The 19,295-nt window shown below is 73.4% G+C and carries 17 protein-coding genes and 1 pseudogene; 6 read left to right on the top strand and 12 right to left on the bottom strand.

All coding sequences use genetic code 11. The features are described 5' to 3' along the window. Nucleotides 1-118 (top strand): annotated as a pseudogene (locus tag GPA02_RS14670) (IS481 family transposase); the annotation flags it as partial. A gap of 232 nt (nt 119-350) precedes the next feature. Here GPA02_RS14670 and GPA02_RS14665 read toward each other — a convergent pair. Further along, on the bottom strand, nt 351-830 hold the full coding sequence (locus GPA02_RS14665; protein WP_156200937.1) for a Dps family protein: 480 nt from the start codon (nt 828-830) through the stop codon (nt 351-353). Nucleotides 831-954: 124 nt separating this feature from the next. Further along, complete coding sequence (locus GPA02_RS14660; RefSeq protein ID WP_240134068.1) at nt 955-1,380, bottom strand: Fur family transcriptional regulator; 426 nt, start codon at nt 1,378-1,380, stop codon at nt 955-957. 123 nt (nt 1,381-1,503) lie between these two features. Here GPA02_RS14660 and GPA02_RS14655 point away from each other — a divergent pair, with 123 nt between their 5' ends. Further along, nucleotides 1,504-2,664, top strand: a complete 1,161-nt coding sequence (locus GPA02_RS14655) for an epoxide hydrolase family protein (RefSeq protein WP_240134067.1) — start codon at nt 1,504-1,506, stop codon at nt 2,662-2,664. On the opposite strand, the gene GPA02_RS14650 is transcribed toward GPA02_RS14655, so the two are convergent. Further along, entirely contained in the window at nt 2,651-3,457 is an 807-nt protein-coding gene (locus tag GPA02_RS14650) for an SDR family NAD(P)-dependent oxidoreductase (RefSeq protein ID WP_156200961.1), read from the bottom strand. The two genes, GPA02_RS14655 and GPA02_RS14650, sit on opposite strands and share 14 nt — an antisense overlap. Nucleotide 3,458: 1 nt before the next feature. After that, nucleotides 3,459-4,019, bottom strand: coding sequence for a TetR/AcrR family transcriptional regulator (locus GPA02_RS19030; protein ID WP_193567874.1), 561 nt, complete (start codon nt 4,017-4,019; stop codon nt 3,459-3,461). A 125-nt stretch (nt 4,020-4,144) separates the two neighbouring features. On the opposite strand from GPA02_RS19030, the gene GPA02_RS14640 reads away from it, so the two are divergent. Beyond that, a complete protein-coding gene (locus tag GPA02_RS14640) occupies nt 4,145-5,911 on the top strand; it encodes a heparinase II/III domain-containing protein (protein WP_156200931.1) in 1,767 nt (588 codons plus the stop codon). 3 nt (nt 5,912-5,914) lie between these two features. Here the strand turns inward: GPA02_RS14640 and GPA02_RS14635 are convergent, their stop codons facing one another. From GPA02_RS14635 to GPA02_RS14600, 8 genes are all read right to left on the bottom strand, one after another. Then, nucleotides 5,915-6,640: a hypothetical protein gene (locus GPA02_RS14635; protein ID WP_156200929.1), complete on the bottom strand. Its 726-nt coding sequence runs from the start codon at nt 6,638-6,640 to the stop codon at nt 5,915-5,917. Between the two features lie 38 nt (nt 6,641-6,678). After that, the gene (locus GPA02_RS14630) at nt 6,679-7,167 is read right to left on the bottom strand and encodes a hypothetical protein (RefSeq protein WP_156200927.1); all 489 of its coding nucleotides are present in this window, start codon (nt 7,165-7,167) and stop codon (nt 6,679-6,681) included. 76 nt (nt 7,168-7,243) lie between these two features. Next, nucleotides 7,244-7,801, bottom strand: a complete 558-nt coding sequence (locus tag GPA02_RS14625) for a CAP domain-containing protein (protein WP_156200925.1) — start codon at nt 7,799-7,801, stop codon at nt 7,244-7,246. 81 nt (nt 7,802-7,882) lie between these two features. Continuing rightward, entirely contained in the window at nt 7,883-8,881 is a 999-nt protein-coding gene (locus GPA02_RS14620) for a cation efflux transmembrane domain-containing protein (protein ID WP_156200923.1), read from the bottom strand. Then, on the bottom strand, nt 8,878-9,396 hold the full coding sequence (locus GPA02_RS14615; protein ID WP_240134066.1) for a transporter substrate-binding domain-containing protein: 519 nt from the start codon (nt 9,394-9,396) through the stop codon (nt 8,878-8,880). Before GPA02_RS14615 ends, GPA02_RS14620 begins: the two co-directional genes overlap by 4 nt. Nucleotides 9,397-9,565: 169 nt before the next feature. Next, nucleotides 9,566-11,695 (bottom strand): ABC transporter ATP-binding protein, encoded by a 2,130-nt coding sequence (locus GPA02_RS14610; protein ID WP_240134065.1) that lies wholly within the window; start codon nt 11,693-11,695, stop codon nt 9,566-9,568. Between the two features lie 20 nt (nt 11,696-11,715). Next, nucleotides 11,716-13,455, bottom strand: a complete 1,740-nt coding sequence (locus GPA02_RS14605; RefSeq protein WP_156200919.1) for an ABC transporter ATP-binding protein — start codon at nt 13,453-13,455, stop codon at nt 11,716-11,718. 229 nt (nt 13,456-13,684) lie between these two features. Next, nucleotides 13,685-14,296 carry a TetR/AcrR family transcriptional regulator gene (locus GPA02_RS14600; RefSeq protein ID WP_162457791.1) on the bottom strand — a complete coding sequence of 204 codons (612 nt, stop codon included), beginning with the start codon at nt 14,294-14,296 and terminating at the stop codon, nt 13,685-13,687. Nucleotides 14,297-14,389: 93 nt separating this feature from the next. Between GPA02_RS14600 and GPA02_RS14595 the strand changes: the two genes are divergently transcribed. From GPA02_RS14595 to GPA02_RS14585, 3 genes are all read left to right on the top strand, one after another. Further along, nucleotides 14,390-16,072, top strand: coding sequence for an MDR family MFS transporter (locus tag GPA02_RS14595; RefSeq protein WP_156200915.1), 1,683 nt, complete (start codon nt 14,390-14,392; stop codon nt 16,070-16,072). Between the two features lie 79 nt (nt 16,073-16,151). Next, complete coding sequence (locus GPA02_RS14590) at nt 16,152-18,125, top strand: penicillin-binding transpeptidase domain-containing protein (protein ID WP_156200913.1); 1,974 nt, start codon at nt 16,152-16,154, stop codon at nt 18,123-18,125. Then, complete coding sequence (locus GPA02_RS14585; RefSeq protein WP_204986630.1) at nt 18,122-19,294, top strand: Gfo/Idh/MocA family protein; 1,173 nt, start codon at nt 18,122-18,124, stop codon at nt 19,292-19,294. Before GPA02_RS14590 ends, GPA02_RS14585 begins: the two co-directional genes overlap by 4 nt. The last annotated feature ends 1 nt before the right edge of the window (nt 19,295 follow it).

Below are 19,295 nucleotides of genomic sequence, written 5' to 3'. Positions count from 1 at the left end.
CTCGAACACCGCCCGAGCCGACGCGCTGGCCCCATGGCTCAAGCACTACAACTACGCTCGAGCCCACACCGCCTGCGGAGGCAAGCCACCGATCAGCCGACTGTCACCAACGTGCTGACCGAGTACACCTAGGCGACTCCCACAGGCGGCGGCGGCGTACCCGAACGAACGAGCAACGCCGCCGCCGGCCCCCTGCCTGGGCCCCCGGCGAGTGTCAGGCCCCCCGACTCGTCCTGACCCCACCACGGTAACCGACAGGTGACAACAGCGGTAGTGTCTGTCCGGTCCTCGAACGCGGAACGGCCCGGCCCCTCACGGGGGACCGGGCCGCTCGGCACGGGTCTCGGGGCTCAGGCTTCCCGGTTCTCGGAGCTGATCATCCACGCGTGCTTCTCGAGGTCCTCGAGGAGGGCGTGGAGGAGGTCGGCGGAGGTCGGGTCCTCGGCGTCGACGTCGTCGTGCACCTCGCGCACCACGGCCACCGCCTGCCGGATCCGGGCCGTCACGGCATCGATCGTCTCGTTCACGTTCACCAGGCCAGCGGGGTAGTCCGCGAGGTCGGAGGTGGCGGCGATCGTCTCGGCGCGCCCGTCCGGCACCACGTTCAGCGCGCGCATCCGCTCGGCGATGACGTCGCTGTGCTCGCGCACCGCCGCCACCAGCTCGTCGAGCTGCAGGTGCAGCGTGCGGAACCCACGGCCCGTCACGTTCCAGTGCGCCTGCTTGCCCTGCACGTGCAGGTCCACGAGGTTGACCAGCACCCGCTGCAGGTTCGCCTTCAGCTTCTCCGACGCGGTCACGCCCTCATCGTTGGTCTCGTTCTCAGCCATGCTGTCTTCCCTTCCGGGGACCGCCGCTCGCGATCGACCCTTGTCGTGAATGACTCAAGACTAGAACGGGTCGCGACGCTGCGCCAGCGGGGGCCGGGGGTCCGGGCGCACTCGATCGAGCCCGTCACCCCTGCGCGGCGCAGGCCGCGCACACGCCCCAGAAGATCAGCTCCGCCGTCTCCACCGCGAAGCCCGACGGCGTCGGGCCGCTCATGCACGGCGCCTCGCCGACCACGCACTCGACGTCGAACACCTCGCCGCACCGCCGGCACACCGCGTGGTGGTGGTTGTCGCCCACCCGCCGCTCGTACCGCGCGGGCGAGCGCGCCGGCTCGAACCGCCGCACCAGCCCCGCCTCGGTGAGGTCGGCCAGGATGTTGTGCACCGCCTGCAGGCTCGGCGCAGCGTGCCCCAGCCGCTGCCGGATCGTCTCGGCGTCCACGTGCGGCGACCGCCCCAGCGCCGAGAGCACCGCGAGCCGCCCTGCCGTGACCCGCAGCCCGTGCTCGCGCAGCAGCGCGGCGTCGCTGATCGGGGCGGTGGTGGTCACCCCACCACCGTAGGTCCGCATCGTGAACGACTCAAGTTTCCGGGCCTGTCCCCTTGATCCGCGACACGCACCCGTGAGGCGATGGGACGACGCCGCCCGCCGGGTGGCCCGAGAGGAGCGCACGTGACCCTCCAGGAGTTCCGTGTCGACGTGCCCGACGCCGCGCTCGACGACCTCCGCCAGCGCGTCGAGCGCACCCGGTGGCCCGACCTGCCCGACGTCGGCTGGCAGCGCGGCGTGCCCGTCGCCTACCTGCGCGAGGTCGCCGACCACTGGGCGCACCGCTACGACTGGCGCACCTGGCAGACACGCCTCAGCGAGCACCCGCAGCTGCTCACCACCCTCGACGGGCAGCCGATCCACGCCCTGCACGTCCGCTCGCCCGAGCCGGACGCGCTGCCGCTCGTCGTCACCCACGGCTGGCCGGGTTCCGTCGTCGAGATGCTCGACGTCGTCGGCCCGCTCGCCGACCCGCGCCGCCACGGCGGCGACCCGGCCGACGCGTTCCACGTCGTCGTGCCCTCGCTGCCCGGGTTCGGTTTCTCGACACCGTTGCGCGAGACCGGCTGGGGCCACGCGCGGATCGCACGCGCGTGGGCGGAGCTGATGACCCGCCTGGGCTACCAGCGCTTCGGCGCCATGGGCGGCGACACCGGCTCGATCGTCTCGCCCGAGCTGGGCCGGCTCGCGCCCGACCGGGTGGTGGGCGTCCACGTCCACGGCGGCCTCGCCCGCCCCGCGCTGCTGCCCGACGACGTCGCCGCCCTCACCCCGCGCGAGCGCGAGCGCCTCGCGGTCACCGAGCGGATCTGGCGCGACGGCACCGCCTACGCGGCGATCCAGGGGACCCGCCCCCACACGCTCGCGCCCGCGCTCACCGACTCACCGGTCGGGCTGCTCGCCTGGATGCTCGAGAAGTTCTGGGACTGGACCGACCCGGCCGCGCCGCTCCCGCACGACGCCGTGGACCTCGACCACCTGCTCACCGACGTCACCCTCTACTGGGTCACCGGCTGCGCCGGCTCGGCCGCCCAGCTCTACTACGAGGTCCGCGCCACCGAGCAGGGTCCGCGTCCGCGCTCGACCGTCCCGACCGGCGTCGCGGTCTTCCCCACCGACCCCGCGATCCGCCGCGTCGTCGAGCGCGAGCACCACGTCGTCCACTGGACCGAGCACGACCGCGGCGGTCACTTCGCCGCCGTGGAAGCACCCGACCTCCTCGTCGACGACGTCCGCGCCTTCTTCCGAGGCCTCCGCGAGAACGCTGGGCTCAGGCGGCCGTGAGCGCCTTCATCTTCGACGCGATGAGCTCGACGGCCTTGCGCGGCGCGAGCCGTGAGAGCCGGTCGACGCCCTTGGCGTCGCCGCCGACGACGACGCGGAAGGCGCCCCTCTCGACGCCGTCGACGATCTGGCGGGCGGCGTCGGGCGCCGTCGTGAGCCGGGCCGCCATGGCCCCCGCGCGCTCGTCCTGGCCGGGCATCGCGGCGCCGGAGTTGTCGGCGATGGCGGTCGCGACGCCGCCGGGGACGACGGTCGTCACCGCGACGCCGGTGCCCCTGGTCTCGGCGTAGAGGCCCTCGCTGAACAGCTTGACGGCGGCCTTGCTGGCGCCGTAGACCGTCTGGCCGGGCACCGGGGCGAGCCCGCCCATGCTCGACACGTTGACGATGCACGCGCGCGGCCGCTCCAGCAGCACCGGGAGGAACGCGTGGCAGGTGTTGAGCACGCCCCACAGGTTCACCGCCAGCACCCGCTCCATCTCCGGGTAGCCGAGCTCGGCGAACGGCACGAACTGCTGGATGATCCCGGCGACGTTGAGGAGCCCGTCGACCTGGCCGTGCGCGGCGACCACCTGGGACGGCAGCGTGCCGACCGCCATGCGATCGGTGACGTCGACGGCGTGCGTGCTCAGCCGCTCGCCCGCCGCCGCCAGCGCGGCCGTCTCGGCGAGCGCGTCCGCGCGGAGGTCGACGGCGGCCACCCGGGCGCCGCGGCGCAGCAGCTCGAGCACGACCTCCCGGCCGATCCCGTTCCCGCCGCCGGTGACGACGAGCACCGCGCCCTGCACCCGCATCTCACTCACCCTCGTCCAGCTCCAGCCCGCGCCCGACCAGCGCGAGCACCTGCGCCGCCGCCGCACGCCGCGACGGGACGTCCTTCTCGACGCCGATCGCACCGAGCAGCATCCGCATGACCAGCACCAGGTCGGCGACCCGCAGGTCGGCGGCGACCGTGCCGGCCTGCTGCGCCCGCGCCAGCGGCTCGGCGACGACCTCGCAGAACCGGCGCTCCATGTCGATCGTCCGCGGGGCGTCGACGCTGCCCAGGGTCGTCTCGACGAAGCCGCCGCTGTGCGCCAGCTGCTCGACGACGGTGCGCCAGATCTCCGCGAAGTCCCCGCCCGAGCGCTCCAGGACCGCGAGGTTCTCCTCGAGGATCGCGGCCGCGATCAGCTCCCGCTGCGGGAAGTGGCGGTACAGGCTCCCCTGCCCGACGCCTGCCTCGCGCGCGATCGCGCTGAGGGGGACGTGGTAGCCGCGCTCGGCGAACAGGCGCCGCGCCGCGGCCAGCAGGGCGGCGCGGTTCTCGGCGGCGGCCGCGGGACCCCGGTTCGGCTTGGTGGCGGCCTGCGTCATGGCCGCATTGTGGGGGACAGAGGTATCCGGTTCGGCGGGACCAAAGGCCTGATAGTTGAAAAGGGTCGTACATCACACTTCCGAGGCTCTGCCATGCTGGCCGCCGTCCGACCCGACGAGGAGTCATGCCGCCCGCCACCCCCGCCACCCCGCTCGGCGTGCGTGCCTGCGGCCCCGCCGCCGACCCCGCCACCTGGCGCCGGCTGCGCGACCGGCGCGAGGCGCTCCCGCAGGTCGAGGCGCTGCTGCTGCTCGCGGACGTGCTCGCCGCCGAGCCGGTCGCGGCGCTGCCCGCGTCGAGCTACCTCGAGTTCGAGCGGACCGGCGACCGCGCGGGCTTCGAGCGCCGCTACTTCCAGCGCCGCCGGCGGCTCGCGGCGCTCGCGCTCGCGGCGCTGCTGGAGCCCGAGCGCGACACCCGCGCGCTCGCCGAGACGGTGGTCGCGATCTGCGACGAGCCGCAGTGGGCGCTGCCCGCCCATGTCGACCGGCGGGGCGAGGTCCCGCCGGAGCACGTCGTCGACCTGTTCGCCGCCGAGACCGCCTCGGCGCTCGCCGAGATCACCGGGCTGCTCGGCCCCCGGCTGCCGGACGCCGTCGTGCGCCGCGCCCGCACGCTCGTGCGTGCGCGGGTGATCGACCCCTACGAGAGCCACCGCTGGTGGTGGGAGGACTCACCGACCAACTGGGCGTCGGTGTGTGCGGGGTCGGTCGCGCTCGCGGTGCTGCAGGTGTGCGAGCCCGGCCACGCGGCCGCGCTCGCGCCGCGGCTGCGCGCCACGCTGCGCCGCTCGCTCGACGGCTACGGCGACGACGGCGTCTGCGTCGAGGGCTTCGGCTACTGGACCTACGGGTTCGGCTACCACCTCGTCGCGAGCGAGGCGCTCGACGCCGCGCTCGGGCCCGACCCGGTCGCCGCGCCCGGCCACGCCGCGGAGGCGGCCCGCTGGCCGTCGCGCGCGTTCCTCGGCGGGCGGGTCGTGGTGCCGTTCGCGGACACCCACGTCACCGACGCGATCAGCGAGGGCCTGCTCGCGCTCGCGGCCCGCCGCTACGGGGGCCTCGCCCGCCCGGACCCCGCCGTCGTCGCGCCCGACGTCGTCGACGAGTGCGGCCGGTGGGCGCTCGCGCTGCACGGGCTGGCCCGCCTCGACGGCGCCGAGCGCGTCTGGGACGCCGCGCCCCGCCACCCGCTGTGGTTCCCCCGTGCGCAGTGGCTCGTGGTGCCGCAGGGCGAGCGCAGCCCGGTGGGTCTCGCCGCGCGCGCCGGGCACAACGGCGAGCCGCACAACCACAACGACCTCGGCTCGTTCGCGCTCGCGGTCGACGGCGAGCTGCTGGTCGGCGACGCGGGCCGCGGCGTCTACGACCGCGAGTACTTCGGGCCGCGCCGCTACGCCAGCCCCGCCACCGGCTCGCACGGGCACCCGGTCCCGCTGCTCGACGAGGTGCGTCAGGCCGAGGGCGAGCAGGCGCGCGCCGAGGTCCTCGAGGTCGCGCTCGACGGCGGCCGGGAGCGGCTGGTGCTCGACCTCACCGCCGCCTACCCGCACCCCGCACTCGTCCGGCTGGTCCGCACGATCGAGCGCGACGGCGCGGTCGTCACCGTGACCGACGCCTTCGAGACCAGCGCCCCGGTGCGGGTGAGGCAGCGGTTCCCGGTGCTCGCCGAGCCAGGTGCGAGCGCCGCCGGCACGGTCGAGGTCGCCGGCGCCCGCGGCCGGGTGACGCTGCGGCACGACCCGGGCGCCGCCGTCGAGACCGGTGCCTTCCCCACCGGCCGCGGCGGCTTCCCGCAGCGGGTCTGGTGGGTCGACGTCGTCGCGACGACGGCGCCGCCGGACCCGCTGGTGCTGACGACGGTGCTCACCGCCGCGGCACGGCCGCGCTGACGCTCAGTCGTCCTTCTTCGGCGAGGGCCGCACCGGCTTCCACAGCGCCTCGCGGAGACGACCCCGGACCCCGGTCCGGCCGGCGCCGAGCCGGGTGACCTCGTGCTTGTCCGGCCCTCCGGGCACCCGGCGCGGCAGCGAGTCGGAGGAGACGATCCACGTCGGCAGCCCGAGGACGCGCAGGATGCCGGTGAGCCGCTCGGACTCGTTGGTGTCCTCGCCGAGGTCCTCGGCGAGCAGCTCGGTGAGCCGCTCCTCCTCGTCCTCGACCTCGAACGTCGACAGCAGCGCAGCCGCGACCATCTCGACGTCCACGAACCCGCCACCACCCGCGGGCATCACGGGGTTGCCGAAGTCGTCGAGCATCATCCCGCCGGGCTCGTCGCCGTCGGGGTCGGAGTCGTAGGCGGGCATCGCGTCGTCGCCGTCGAACGCCCACAGCTTCAGCCGCTCGTCCTTGTCGACCTCCGCCGCGAGCGTCACCACGCCGAGCTCGGCCGCGAGGTCACGGGCGACGTCGTCGATGCGCCGCTTGCTGCCGGCGACCTTGCCGAGCGGGTTGCCCGCGACCGCGAGCACCCAGTCGCCCTCCTGCGGGCCCAGGTAGCCGGTGAACCGCATCTCCACCAGCGCGGCCATCACCCGCTCGCGCTCAGCCGCCACGTAGACACCGCTGTACGTCACGCCCGCATCGCCCTCGCCGACGCCGATCGGTCCCGGTGGGTACATGCGAACCAGTCTGGTACGGGGCGACGGCGCGCGCACCCTCAGTCGCGGACCGCCGACAACGTGCGCACCGCGGCGACGACGCACCACACCGAGACCGCGAGCCACACGACCCCGACGAGGATCGTGAGGACCCGCACCGGAACCAGCGCCCCGATCCCGGACGGGAACCCGGTCGCGAGGCCGAGCGACTCCACCGCGGCCACGCACGCGAGCACCGCCACCAGCACCGCACCGCCCTCGCTGCGTCGTCGCACCAGCCCCGCGGCCAGCGCGGCCAGGATCACGACGACCAGCAGCAGCACCACCGAGCCGAGGAAGCCGAAGATCTGGCCGTAGCCGTGCGGGTCGCGCGCGGTCGGGATCTCCCACACCAGGCCCGCCAGCAGCGTCGCCGTGAACACGAACGGGCTCGCCAGCTGCAGCAGCGAGGCCAGCCGGGTCCGGCGCCACGCCGGCTCCGCCAGCGGGTCCGCGGCCGGCGGCCCCGCCTGCCACGCCCCCGTCGCCCCGTACGCCTCGGGCTCCATGGTCCGAACCTACTCGCGCACCGCCGCCGGGCGGGTGAGGTCGCGGCTCGTTCGCGCGTCGGGTCGGCCGCTGCGACTAGGAGCGGACCAGCCGACGCCGCACCACGAGCAGCGCCGCCAGCGCGGCGATGGCGGCCGCGAGCACGCCGACGAGGGCGCCGGTGCGCGGCCCGCCCTCGTCGTCCGCGGGCGGCGGTCCGGCGTCGGTCGGCACGACGTCGGAGACGACCGCCGTCCGGGCGGCCGCGGCTGCGCGCGTCGCCGGCGGCTCGGGCGTCTCCTCCTCCGCCACCTCGGTCGGCTCGCTCGCCGTCTCGGTGGGCTCCGGGCTCGCCGCGGCGTCGAGCGCCTGGGAGACGACGTTCTCGGCGGCGCTGCGCCAGCCGCCCGGGATCTGGGACGCGTAGCTCGGGTTGTGGGCGAGCTCGCCCGTCTCGGCCAGGTGCTCGGCCCAGGCCTGCGCGACGGCGTCCATGTCGGCGTTGCAGGTCAGCGCGGCGAGCCCCTGCTGGCTGCGCGCGGCGTTGACGAGCGCCGCCACCTCGCTCTGGAGCGACGCGTGGGCGGGAGGGACGGCCAGCAGCAGCGCCGGCGCGCACGCCACGGTCGCGGTCAGCCGGTGTCGGGTCGGCATCGCACCACGATGACGAAACGGTCACGACGGGACCGTCCCGGGCGACGTCGGTCCGGGGCCTCGGGTGTGCGGCCCTAGGCCCTAGACATCTGTGTGCTCCTGCGCCCGCTCGCCCGGCTCGAGCTGCGGCGGGATCTCCTCCACGGGGGCGACCACGACGTCGTCGATCTTCCAGTCGAGCTCGACGAGCCGCTCCCGCAGCTCCCGCAGCTCGTCCAGCGTGGCCGCGTGCCCGGCCACCGGGACCACGAACGCCTCGACGTGGAACACGTGGCCCTGGTCGCGCACGCGGGCCCGGGCGTCGCGCACCCACCCCCACGTGCGCAGCGAGTCCTCGATGTCGCCGACCAGCGGGTGCGGGTCGTCACCCTCGACGGTCTCCGCGCGCGCGTCCATCAGCGCCCCGACCGCGGTGCGCAGGTTCGTCCAGCCGTCCTTGAGGATGCCGCCGGCGATGAACAGCGCCGCGGCGGCGTCCGCCCACCACAGCCCCACGCCGATGCCGAGGATGCCGACGATGCCGCCGAGCGCGGTCATCCAGTCGGCCTTGTTCATGTCGGCGTCGGCGTAGAGCACGCGGTCGTGCAGCGTGTCCGCGACCGGCAGCTTTGCGCGCCCCAGCAGCACCGGGGGCACCGCGGAGTAGGCGAGCGCGGCGATCATCAGCCAGCCCGACCACAGCGACCAGCCGCCGATCTCGACGAGCCCGACCGGGGGGTGCTCGGCCTTGAGCAGGCCGGAGGCGGAGTCCCACACGAGGAACAGGCCCATGGTCAGCAGCGCGGTCGCCGCGACGAGGTGCCCGGCACCCACGGCGCGGTGGTAGCCGTAGGGGTGCTCCGGCGTCGGTGGCCGCTTCGCGCGGCGCACCGCGACGAGGAACGCGATCGGCGGGATCAGGGACAGCAGGTCCTCCGCCCAGGCGGCCTTCATCGCCTGCGAGCTGCCCATGACCAGGTACATGAGCGTGATCGCGGTCGCGAGGAACGCGATCGACAGCCACGTCAGGCGCTTGCCGCGCCGCAGCGCGGCCTGCTGCTCCTCGGGCAGCTCGGTGTGACCGAACCGGGCGGCGGTCATCGCGGCAGGTCCTGGTCGAGCAGGAACCGCTCCAGCGCCACCAGGAAGGCGTTCTCGCCCATCGGCGCCGCCATGACGTGCAGCTCCTGCTGCCCGTCGGCCCCGGTGACGGCCATGTAGCGATAGGTCAGCGCGGCCTTCTCCGACCACGGCGACCGCGCGGTCAGCCCACCGATGACGAGGTCGAGGTCGCCCCGCTCGAGCTGCCCGACCAGCGCCTCCTCGCTGCCGGCCGTCCACTCGACCTCGGCGTCCAGCGTGCCCGCGAACTCCTCGACGAGCGCGACCTCGGACCCGGTGGGGTCGCTGCCGGTGCCGTCCGGGAAGTCGGTCCACGGCGGGTTGACCGAGACGCCCACGCGCAGCGTGCCTCCCGTGACGTGGGTCAGCGTGTCGTCGGGGTCGGTCGGGATCGTCACCGAGCAGCCGGCGACCGTCGCCAGGAGCACCACCAGCACCCCGACGACGGCGGCGACCACCGCACGCCGGCCCGGCACCCGCCTCGCGACCTCCACCGCCCGCTCCGTCCGCCTCGGGCACGCGACGGCGTCGCGCGCACGTCTCGACGCTACGACGGCCCGGAGGTTCCGGCCAGCGGATCGGCACCCTCCGACGACGACGGCCGGTCACCACGCGGGCGTGGTGACCGGCCGTCGTTCGTCGAGGCGTCGCTGCGCCGCGGCCTCAGCCCTGCTCGGGCTCCGCGGGCGCCTCGGGCGAGGTTCCCTCGGCGTCCGGCTGGGCGCCGAGCCCCACGGGTGCACCGACGAGCGCGGCGTCCTCGGGCTCGACGTGCCCACCGAGGAACTGCGTCATGTACAGGTCGTAGTACGCCCCGCGGGCCTCGAGCAGCTCCTCGTGCGTGCCGCGCTCGACGATCCGACCGTTCTCCATCATGAGGATGGTGTCGGCGTCGCGGATCGTCGAGAGCCGGTGCGCGATGACGAAGCTGGTGCGGTCGGTCCGCAGCGCGCTCATCGCGTGCTGCACCAGCAGCTCGGTACGGGTGTCGACGCTCGACGTCGCCTCGTCGAGGATGAGCAGCGACGGGTTCGCGAGGAACGCCCGCGCGATCGTGATCAGCTGCCGCTCGCCGGCCGAGATCGACCCGCCCTCCGCGCTGACCTGGGTGTCGTAGCCCTCGGGGAGCTGCCGGACGAACCGGTCGACCATCGTCGCCTCCGCGGCCGCGATCACCTCCTCGTCGGTGGCGTCGAGGCGGCCGTACCGGATGTTCTCCATGATCGAGCCGTCGAACAGCCAGGTGTCCTGCAGCACCATGCCCACCTGGCCGCGCAGCTCGGCGCGGCTGAGCTGGCGGGTGTCGACGCCGTCGAGCAGGATGCGGCCGCCGTCGAGCTCGTAGAACCGCATGACGAGGTTGACCAGCGTGGTCTTGCCGGCGCCGGTCGGGCCCACGATCGCCACCGTCTGCCCCGGCTGCACCGAGAACGAGAGGTTCTCGATGAGCGGGGTGTCCGCGGAGTAGGAGAACGACACGTCGTCGAACTCCACGTGGCCGTCGGTGCGCGGCGGCAGGCTCGCCGTCGCGGTCTCGGGCTCCTCCTCCTCGGCGTCGAGCAGCTCGAAGGTCCGCTCGGCCGAGGCGACGCCGGAGATCAGCATGTTCGCCATGCCGGCGATCTGGCCCAGCGGCTGGGAGAACTCGCGCGAGTACTGGATGAACGCGGTGGCGTCACCGATCGTCAGCGTGCCCGACGCGACCCGCAGCCCGCCCGCGACCGCGATCAGCACGTACTGCAGGTAGTTCACGAACTGCATCAGCGGCATGATCATGCCGCTGACGAACTGCGCGCCGAAGGAGCTGGTGAACAGCCGCTCGTTGCGCTCGTCGAACACCTCGAGCATCTCCTTGTCGCGGCCGAAGACCCGCACCAGCTCGAGACCGGAGTAGGACTCCTCGATGTGGCCGTTGAGCTGGCCGGTGCTCTTCCACTGCTCGGTGAACAGCTTCTGCGACCGGGACCCGACGACGCCCGCGATGATCGCCGACAGCGGCAGCGCGATCAGAGCCAGCAGCGCGAGCTGCCAGGACACGATGAACATCATCACCGCGATGCCGATGACCTGCAGCGCCGACTGCACGAGCTGGCTGAACGCCTGCTGCAGCGCCTGCTGCATGTTGTCGACGTCGTTGGTCACGCGCGACATCAGGTCGCCGCGCTGGCGGGTGTCGAAGTAGGACAGCGGCAGCCGGTGCAGCTTCTCCTCGATCCGCTTGCGCAGGTCGTAGATGACCGACATGACGATGCGGTTGAGGATGTAGCCCTGCGCCCACATCAGCACCGAGGCGACGACGTACATGCCGAGCACGGTCAGGATCAGCTGACCGAGGCGTGAGAAGTCGATCCCGACGCCCGGGATGACGTTCGCGGTGCCGGCGAGCATGTCGGCGAGGTCGTCCTGGCCCTGGCTGCGCAGGATCTCGACGACCTGCTCGATCGGCACGCCCGCGAAGTCGTCGAGCGCGCGGCCGATCGCGCCGTCGAAGATCACGTCCATCGCCTGCCCGAGCACGCGCGGGGCGATGACGGTCAGCACGACCGATGCCGCGACCAGCGCGACGACGACCACGAACTTGACCTTGTGCGGCGCGAGCAGGCCGAACAGCCGCCTGGCGCTGGGCCAGAAGTTCTTCGGCTTGCGCGGCGCGGCGCCCTCGCCGAAGGCGCCCAGGTCGTCGGCGCCCGGGATGAACGCCTCCTCCTCGGGCGCGGCGTCCGGCCCGACGGCGGCGCTCGCCTCGGAGGTCTCGACGGCGGGGCCGGTCGGGTTCTCCTCCGGCTCGGTCATGGTGGGCTCCTCGCGGGTGCTCATCGTCCTGCCCCCTCGATGCTCATCTGGGACTCGACGATCTCGCGGTAGGTCTCGTTGCTCTCGAGCAGCTGCTCGTGCGTGCCCTGCCCGACGACGACGCCGTTGTCGAGCACGACGATGTTGTCGGCCTCGACGATCGTGGAGACGCGCTGGGCGACGATGATGACGGTCGCCCCGCCCGTGGCCTCGGCGAGCGCGGCGCGCAGCCGGGCGTCGGTGGCGACGTCCAGCGCGGAGAACGAGTCGTCGAACACGTACACCTTCGGCCGGGCGACCAGCGCGCGTGCGATGCACAGCCGTTGCCGCTGGCCCCCGGAGACGTTGGTGCCGCCCTGCGAGACCCGCGCCTCGAGCTGGCCCTCCTTCTCGCGCACGAAGTCCGCGCCCTGCGCGACCTCGAGCGCCTCCCACAGCTCCTCGTCGGTGGCGTCGGCGTTGCCGAACCGGAGGTTGGAGGCGATCGTGCCGGAGAACAGGTACGGCCGCTGCGGCACCAGGCCCACGACACCGGCGATCTGGTGCCGGTCCATGGTGTCGACCGGGACGTCGTCGATCGTCACGCGGCCCAACTGCGGGTCGAACAGCCGCGGGATCAGCTTGACGAGGGTGGTCTTGCCCGCGCCGGTGGAGCCGACGATCGCGGTCGTGGTGCCGGGCTCGGCGACGAAGCTGACGTCGTCGAGCACCGGGCGCTCGGCGCCGGGGTAGCCGAAGGTCACGTTCTCGAAGACGACGCGACCGGCGGAGGGCAGCGCGGTCGCGCCGCGCTCGCGGACCGTCATCGAGGTCTCGGTGCCGAGCAGCTCGTCGATGCGCTCGGCGCAGACGACCGCCCTCGGGATCATCATGACCATGAAGGTGCCCATCATGACCGCGACGAGGATCTGCAGCACGTACTGCAGGAACGCGCTCAGCTGGCCGACGTTCATCGCGCCGGCGTCGACGCGGTAGCCGCCGAACCACAGCACCGCGGCGGTCACGATGTGGAGGATCATCATGATCACCGGGAACATCAGCACGAAGACGTTGCCGACCTTGATCGAGGTGTCGGTGATCGCGGCGTTGGCCTCGCGGTAGCGCTCCTCCTCGAACGGCTCGCGCACGAACGCCCGGATCACGCGCAGGCCGACGACCTGCTCACGGGTGACGTCGTTGATGCGGTCGATGCGCTCCTGCATGAGCCGGAACAGCGGCAGCAGCGTGCGCACGAGGAAGCCGACGATGACGAACAGCACCGGCACCGAGACCCACACGAGCCAGGACAGCCCGACGTCCTCGCGCAGCGCCATGATGATGCCGCCGACGCACATGATCGGCGTCGACACCATGAAGTTCAGCGTCATCAGCACGAGCATCTGCACCTGCTGGACGTCGTTGGTGTTGCGGGTGATCAGCGAGCCGGTGCCGATCGCGGAGATGTCGAGCGCGCCGAGGCTGTCGACCTTGCGGTAGATGTCGCGGCGGATGTCGCGCCCGACCGCCATCGCGGTCCTGGCGCCGAAGTAGATCGCGGTGATCGCGGTGGCCGCCTGCACGGCGCACCAGATCAGCATCTCGCGGCCGAGGGCCCAGATCAGGCCGGTGTTTCCGGTGCTGACGCCCTCGTCGATGATGCGGCCGTTGAGGCTGGGCAGGTACAGCGCGGCGATCGTCGACACGAGCTGGAGCGCGACGACGGCGAGCACCCAGGTGCGGTAGGGCCTGGCGTAGGCCAGGGCGAGTCTGAGAAGTGTCATGCGCAAGCTGCTCTCGCTGGGCGGGCGGGGTGGGGACCGCGATCGAGGCTAGACCTGGCCCCCGACACGACGCATCGTCAAATAGGAGGAAACCTGGCGGCTTCACTCTCGGCGTAGTTCCACCCCGGGAGGGAGGTCCGTGGGCGTAGGCCAGGGGTCGTCCGCGGGGAGGCGCTCGGCGGGCTCGTTCGTCCCGGGGTGGTATCGACCGGAGCCGACCTGGGCGCCGCTACGCGCGCGCCAGGTGCGCGACGGCGTCGAAGCACTCGCCGAGCACGTCGGCGAGGTCGCGCTGCTGGTCGCCGGCGAGCCAGAGCTGCATCGCGGCGCGGCGGGCGGTGCTGGCGGCACCGGCCAGCAGCAGCGGCCGCGGGTCGGTGAGCGGGTCGACGCCCATGCGCTCGGCGAGCACCTTGGACACCGCGTGGTCGGCGAGCGCCGCGGCACCCGAGATCGTCACGAGCAGGTGCGGGTAGTCGCGGGTCACGCGGGCGCGCAGGCGCCAGAACTCGGTGTCGGAGGAGGTGCGGGCCGCGCGGGCCAGGTACACCTCGCGCAGCGTCTGCAGCGGGGTCTCGGTCGCCGGCCGGGCACGGATCGCCTCGAGGTTCTCCGCCAGCGCGTCCGGGTCGAGCGCGCTGAGCGCGTCCTCCTTGGTGGCGAAGTAGTTGAAGAACGTGCGCGGCGAGACGTCGGCGGCGGCCGCGATCTCGTCGACCGTGACGTCGTCCATGCCGCGCTCGGCCACCAGCCGCAGTGCGGCGTACTGCAGCGCGCGGCGGGTGGCGCGCTTCTTGCGCTCGCGCAGCCCCGGCTCGGGCGGCGCCGCTACCTGTGTCACGCATCGCATGCTACTGCATGCTCTGCAACATTGCAGAGACTGCAAGAAAGTGGCACGATGGATCGGCTGCACACCGAGAGGACTCCCTGTCACATGACGAGCACCACCACCGCACGGCCGGACGGCGCCGGTCGCCCCGGGTCGAACGGCACCACCCCCGCCCCGTTCCACCTCGACGCCGGCTCCCGCGCCGTCTTCATCGGCCTCATGATCGGCATGTTCGTGGCGGCGATCAGCCAGACGATCGTCTCGCCCGCCCTCCCGATCATCGTCGCCGAGCTGGGCGGCATGGAGCACTACTCCTGGCTCGCGACCTCGGCGATGCTGGCGAGCGCGGTCGTCGTGCCGGTGGTCGGCAAGCTGTCCGACCTCTACGGCCGCCGCCCGTTCTACATCGCCGGTCTCGTGCTGTTCATGATCGGTGCGGTGCTGTCCGGGCTCGCGCAGAGCTTCTGGTGGCTCGTCGGTGCCCGCGTGATCCAGGGCATCGGCATGGGCACGCTGATGCCGCTGTCGCAGGTCATCATCGGCGACATCATCCCGCCGCGTCAGCGCGGCAAGTACCAGGGCCTCATGGGCGCCGTCTTCGGCATCTGCTCGATCGCCGGCCCGCTCGCCGGTGGCTTCATCACCGACCACTGGGGCTGGCGCTGGCTGTTCTTCGTCGGGATCCCGTTCGGGCTCGTCGGCCTGGTGTTCATCGCGAAGAACCTCCACCTGCCGCACACCCCGCGCAAGGCGGTCGTCGACGTCTGGGGCATCGTCACGCTCACCGTCGCGCTCGTCGCGATCCTGCTCGCCACCTCCTGGGGCGGCACCACCTACCCGTGGAGCGACTGGCACGTGATCGGTCTGTACGTGCTCGGCGCCGTCGCGCTCGTCGCGTTCGTGCTGATCGAGCGGCGCGCCGAGGAGCCGGTCATCCCGCTGCGGCTGTTCCGCAACCCCACCTTCACGGCGTCCAACATCGCGAGCCTCGCGGTCGCGATGGGCATGTTCGGCGCGATCTTCTACATCCCGGTCTACGCCCAGGGCGTGCTCGAGGCCAACGCGACCAGCTCGGGCGCGATCGTCATGCCGATGAGCCTGTCGATGATCGTGCTCAGCATGCTCATCGGTGCCCTCATCACCCGCACCGGCCGCTACAAGGCGTTCATGGTCGCCGGCACCGTGCTGATGATCGCCGGGTTCGGGCTGCTCACCCAGCTGCACTACGGCTCCTCCTACCTGCAGCTGACGATCGCGATGATCGTGCTCGGCCTCGGCCTGGGCGCCACGATGCAGACCTACACGCTCGTCGTGCAGAACACCGCCGAGCGCCGTGACCTCGGTGTCGCCACCTCGGCCACGCAGTTCTTCCGGTCCGCGGGCGGCACGGTCGGCATCGCGGTGCTCGGCACCGTGATGGCGAGCCGGCTGCCGGCGGCGATCGCCGACCACCTCGACCCCGCCGCGGCGGCGCAGATGCCCGCGGGCACCGAGATCGGCATCGACGCGGTGCTCGACCCGAACGTGCTCGCCCAGCTGCCGGACCCGGTGGAGGAGGCGATCCGGATGGGGCTCGCCGACGCGCTGCACCAGGTGTTCGTGGTCGCGATCCCGCTCGTCGTCGTCGCGTTCCTCGCCACCCTGTTCATCAAGGCGCTGCCGCTGCGGGAGACCCTGCACGAGGCCCCGGCCGAGCGCGCCGAGGGTGCGCTCGAGGCGGCCGGTCCGGTCGCGGCCGAGGGCTCGCCGGAGGTCGTCGAGGCCGAGGAGTCCGCCGAACGCCGCTGACGCGGGCCGCCGTGAAGGTTCGGTGGCGGCGCGGTGCGGGTCTCCGGCCCGCGTCCGCCACCGCCCTAGGGTGACTGGCATGCGTTGCCGCCGTGTCGCCGTCGTCGTCAGCACGATCACGCTCGCCGTCGTCGGCGTCACGGCCTGCAGCAGCCCCGAGGAGGAGGCCGACCCGGCACCGGTCGCCGAGGCGCTGGCCGCCGACCTCGCCGACGGCACGTTCGACGGCGTCGCGCTCGCCGAGGGGACCGACCCGGCCACGGCGGCCGAGCAGCTCGAGGCGCTGCTCGGCGAGGTCGTCGAGATGCCCCGCACGGTCGCCGTCGCCGGCATCACGGAGGTCGCCGAGGGCGAGGGCGACACGGAGCCCGAGGACCTGCGCGACGTCGCGCTCACCTGGACCTACGACATGGGCGCCGACGTCGAGCCGATGGTCGTCGAGTCGACGGCGCGGCTCGTCCGCGTCGCCGACGCCGAGGGCGAGGAGAGCTGGACGGCGGTGTGGGACCCCGCCGTCGTGCACCCCGACGCGGCCGAGGGCTACTCGATCGCCACCGAGCGCACCCGGCCCGAGCGCGGCGAGGTGCTCGGCCACGGGGGCGAGGTGCTCGTCGAGGAGCGGCCGGTCATGCGGATCGGCATCGACAAGCAGAACCTCGACGAGGACGACTACGAGAGCGCCGCGACCACGCTCGCACGCGAGCTCGCGCTCGACGACGTCGACGGGTTCGCCGAACGGGTGCTCGCGGCCGGGGAGAAGGCGTTCGTCGTCGCGATCACGATCCGTGCGTCGCAGGCCGAGGTCTACGGCGTGGACGAGCTGCGCGGGCTCCCGGGCGTGCTCGTCGTCGACGACGTCATGCTGCTGCCGCCCACGCCCACCTTCGCCCGCCCGATCCTCGGTGCGGTCGGCGAGGCGACCGCCGAGATCATCGAGGGCTCCGACGGCCAGGTCGTGCAGGGCGACGTCGTCGGTCTGTCCGGGCTGCAGCGGCTCTACGACGACCAGCTCCGCGGCACCCCCGGGCTCGAGGTGACGCTCGTGGACACCGAGGGCGTCGCCGTCACCGACCTCTACACCTCCGAGGCGGTCGACGGCACCGACCTGCGGACCACGCTGCACACGACGCTGCAGACCTACGCCGAGGACCGGCTCGCCGACGTCGAGTCCCCCAGCGCGATCGTCGCGATGCAGGCGTCCACGGGCGCGGTGCTGGTCGCCGCCTCCGGGCCCGGCAGCGAGGGCTTCAGCACCGCGACCCTCGGGCAGTACCCGGCGGGCTCGACCTTCAAGGTCGCCACCGCGCTCGCGCTGCTGCGCGCCGGGCTCACGCCGGACTCACCGGTCGCATGCACGCCCACCGTGACCGTCGACGGCTACGAGTTCGAGAACTACCCCGGCTACCCCGCCGGCTCGGTCGGCACGATCCCGCTGCGCGAGGCGATCGCGCAGTCCTGCAACACCGGGCTGATCGCCGAGCACGCGCGCATCACCGCGGCCGACCTCGCGGCGGCCGCGGCCAGCCTCGGCGTGGGCGCCACCATGCCGGACGGCGCCTCCTGGCCGTTCCCCTGGTTCTCCGGCACCGTCCCGGCCGACGCCACCGGCACCGCGCACGCGGCCGCCCTCATCGGTCAGGGCGGCGTGCTCGTCTCGCCCCTCGCGATGGCGGGCGTCGCGGCGTCGGTCGCCGCCGGCGAGACCGTGACGCCGACCCTCGTCGTCGTCGAGGGCGCCGGCGCACCGACCCCGCCCGCGCAGCCGCTCACCGCCGAGGAGGCCGCGGCGCTGCAGGAGCTCATGCGCGGCGTGGTCACCGACGGCACCTCGACGTTCCTGCGCGACGTGCCGGGCGAACCGGTCGGGGCCAAGTCGGGCACCGCGCAGTACGGCACCGACGACCCACCGGCCACGCACGCGTGGATGATCGCCTTCCAGGGCGACCTCGCCGTCGCCGTCTTCGTCGAGGAGGGCGACTACGGGACGGCGACCGCCGGGCCGATCCTCGAGGACGTGCTCCGGATGGCCGCCGAGAGCGGGTGGGACGCGTGACCGGGCTGCGGGTCGGCGTCGTCGGCATCGGTGCCCGGGCGAGCCTCGCCGCCCACCTCGCGCCCGCGGGCGCGACCGTCGTCGCGGCGGCCGACCCGGCGCCGGCTGCGCCCGACCGGCTCGCCGCGGCGCTCGGTCACGCGGTGCCCGTGCACCCCGGTCTCGACGACCTGCTCGCCGCCGAGCGGCTCGACGCCGCGATGGTGCTCACGCCCGACGACACCCACGAGGAGATCGCCGTCACGCTGCTGGAGGCCGGCGTCGCCGTCTACCTCGAGAAGCCGATCGCGATCACGACCGAGGGCGCCGACCGCATCCTCGCCACCGCCCACCGCACCGGCACCAAGCTCTACGTCGGCCACAACATGCGCCACATGCACGTCGTGCGGCTGATGAAGGAGATCATCGACCGCGGCGACATCGGCGAGGTCAAGGCGGTGTGGTGCCGGCACTTCGTCGGCGACGGCGGCGACTACTACTTCAAGGACTGGCACGCCGAGCGCGCCCGCACCACCGGCCTGCTGCTGCAGAAGGGTGCCCACGACCTCGACGTCATCCACTGGCTCGCCGGCTCCTCGACGCGCGAGGTCGTCGCGATGGGCGACCTCGCCGTGTACGGGCAGGTCACCGACCGCGCCGACAACAGCGGGCGGCTGATGACCGACTGGTACTCGCGCGACGTCTGGCCGCCGCTCACCCAGACGGGTCTGCACCCGACGATCGACGTCGAGGACATCTCGATGCTGACCGGCCGCCTCGACAGCGGTGCGCTCATCAGCTACCAGCAGTGCCACTTCACGCCCGACTACTGGCGCAGCTACACGGTCATCGGGACCGAGGGGCGGCTGGAGAACGTCGGCGACGGCGCGGGCGGCGAGGTGCGCGTGTGGAACCGGCGCACCGGGTTCTCCGAGCGCGGCGACGTGCAGCACCCGATCCAGGCCGGCACCGGCGGGCACGGCGGCGCGGACCCGCTCACCGTCGCCGAGTTCGTGCGGCTGGTGCGCGACGGCGGACCGACCGCCACCTCGCCGGTCGCCGCGCGGGACGCCGTCGCGGCCGGGGTCGCGGCGACCGCGTCGCTGCGCGACGGCGCCCGGCCGCGCCGGGTGCCCGAGGCGGACCCGGAGGTCGTCGCCTACTTCGCGCGGCACCAGCGCCGCGCCTGAG

The organism is Actinotalea caeni, assembly GCF_009733795.1.
Lineage (GTDB): Bacteria > Actinomycetota > Actinomycetes > Actinomycetales > Beutenbergiaceae > Pseudactinotalea > Pseudactinotalea caeni.
Note: the sequence above shows the minus strand (reverse complement) of the source record. Positions and strands in the feature narration are given on the sequence as shown.

Coding starts and splice junctions, on each gene's coding strand:
- GPA02_RS14590 (WP_156200913.1), top strand. CDS start 16,152: ATGCGTTGCCGCCGTGTCGCCGTCGTCGTCAGCACGATCACGCTCGCC.
- GPA02_RS14665 (WP_156200937.1), bottom strand. CDS start 830: ATGGCTGAGAACGAGACCAACGATGAGGGCGTGACCGCGTCGGAGAAG.
- GPA02_RS14630 (WP_156200927.1), bottom strand. CDS start 7,167: ATGGAGCCCGAGGCGTACGGGGCGACGGGGGCGTGGCAGGCGGGGCCG.
- GPA02_RS14635 (WP_156200929.1), bottom strand. CDS start 6,640: ATGTACCCACCGGGACCGATCGGCGTCGGCGAGGGCGATGCGGGCGTG.
- GPA02_RS14605 (WP_156200919.1), bottom strand. CDS start 13,455: ATGACACTTCTCAGACTCGCCCTGGCCTACGCCAGGCCCTACCGCACC.
- GPA02_RS14610 (WP_240134065.1), bottom strand. CDS start 11,695: ATGACCGAGCCGGAGGAGAACCCGACCGGCCCCGCCGTCGAGACCTCC.
- GPA02_RS14620 (WP_156200923.1), bottom strand. CDS start 8,881: ATGACCGCCGCCCGGTTCGGTCACACCGAGCTGCCCGAGGAGCAGCAG.
- GPA02_RS14650 (WP_156200961.1), bottom strand. CDS start 3,457: ATGCGGGTGCAGGGCGCGGTGCTCGTCGTCACCGGCGGCGGGAACGGG.
- GPA02_RS14625 (WP_156200925.1), bottom strand. CDS start 7,801: ATGCCGACCCGACACCGGCTGACCGCGACCGTGGCGTGCGCGCCGGCG.
- GPA02_RS19030 (WP_193567874.1), bottom strand. CDS start 4,019: ATGACGCAGGCCGCCACCAAGCCGAACCGGGGTCCCGCGGCCGCCGCC.
- GPA02_RS14595 (WP_156200915.1), top strand. CDS start 14,390: ATGACGAGCACCACCACCGCACGGCCGGACGGCGCCGGTCGCCCCGGG.
- GPA02_RS14640 (WP_156200931.1), top strand. CDS start 4,145: ATGCCGCCCGCCACCCCCGCCACCCCGCTCGGCGTGCGTGCCTGCGGC.